This window comes from Paenibacillus sp. D9 (assembly GCF_001188365.1).
In the GTDB taxonomy this organism is placed as follows: Bacteria; Bacillota; Bacilli; order Paenibacillales; family Paenibacillaceae; genus Paenibacillus_O; species Paenibacillus_O humicus.
Window position 1 is genome coordinate 1 of record NZ_JZEJ01000005.1, and the last position, 1189, is coordinate 1189.

General features: G+C 47.9%; 1 protein-coding gene. It reads left to right on the forward strand.

Translation table 11 applies throughout. The annotated features are described in order from the left end of the window. The first annotated feature begins 54 nt into the window (after positions 1 to 54). Complete coding sequence (locus VE23_RS25360; protein WP_049869902.1) at positions 55 to 1017, forward strand: tyrosine-type recombinase/integrase; 963 nt, start codon at positions 55 to 57, stop codon at positions 1015 to 1017. The last annotated feature ends 172 nt before the right edge of the window (positions 1018 to 1189 follow it).

The following is a 1189-nucleotide window of genomic DNA, read 5'->3' on the forward strand; positions in this document are numbered from 1 at the left end:
TTCGTACAATGCATGTTGTGCGAAGCAAAAATGGAAGTTGGTGGAAACCCGAGCATGATTACGATACCGGGCCAAGATCCGCATTTATCGCTTTTAACGAAGAGAAGAAACGCCGAAGAGCTTACCGATGAGCAACTGATTGCCATTTTTTTAGAAACTTGCAGCAGCTCGCGTTTTACTCATAGAAACTATAAAAAAGCGATTGAGATGTTCAGAGCCTATACTTCGTACGCTCCGCTTCGCGACGTGACCTGGAGGGAAATCGAAGCCTTCAAGCTGCGATTAATGAAGGAAATCAATGCGGAAACAGGCCGGCCTTACGAACCCGCTACGGTCGCAGGCATCCTGTCCGCGCTGCGTTCTTTGTTCCGATGGTGCTGTCACCCCCAGATCGGAATGATGAAAGACAACCCTACGGCAAACACTAAAAATCCAAAGGTTCAAATTACAAGCGCCCAGCATTATTTGACTAAACGAGAGCTGTCCATCCTGTTTCGGCAGCTAAAAAAGCAAGGAATTCGGAACTACGCGCTGGGTTTATCGCTTGCCATGCTTGGTCTGAGGGTATCCGAGCTTGTCGCCATGAAATGGGAGGATTTCCATACGGATCCGTTGGAATCGTCCGTGTGGCTGACCGTCAAAAAGGGGAAAGGGGACAAGATTCGCGAGATCAAAGTCCCAAGTGTACTCTGGGATATTCTAGGCCAATATAGGTCTTCCTGCCCGAAGGACATCATGGAGGAAGGGCATCGAGTATTCCCGATCTCAGCCAGATGGGTGGAGAAGATCATCGGCAACGCCCGGGACGCCAGCGAGCTGACCAAGAAAGTGACGCCTCACTGGTTAAGGCATACGAATGCGACGCTGGCACTATTGAGCGGGGCCAGCTTGCAGCAAGTACAGGAGATGCTGGGGCATTCCCATATGAATACGACGCAAAGATACCTGCACACGGTGAATCAGCTCAAAAAGACCGCATCGGATTACGTAGGCGAACATTTGAAGGACATCCTATAGGTATTTCTTCCTAATCGGCATGTTCACTCACACTAGAATATGTTAAAATGGCAATATCTTCTTATGTAAAATGATGTCATAAGTTGTCGAAAAGACGCACAACATGCATTGTACGAATAGTATACCCGAAATCATTTTTAATAGGACTGTAAGCGGATTCCAAGTGCCGATC

Coding starts and splice junctions, on each gene's coding strand:
- VE23_RS25360 (WP_049869902.1), top strand. CDS start 55: ATGATTACGATACCGGGCCAAGATCCGCATTTATCGCTTTTAACGAAG.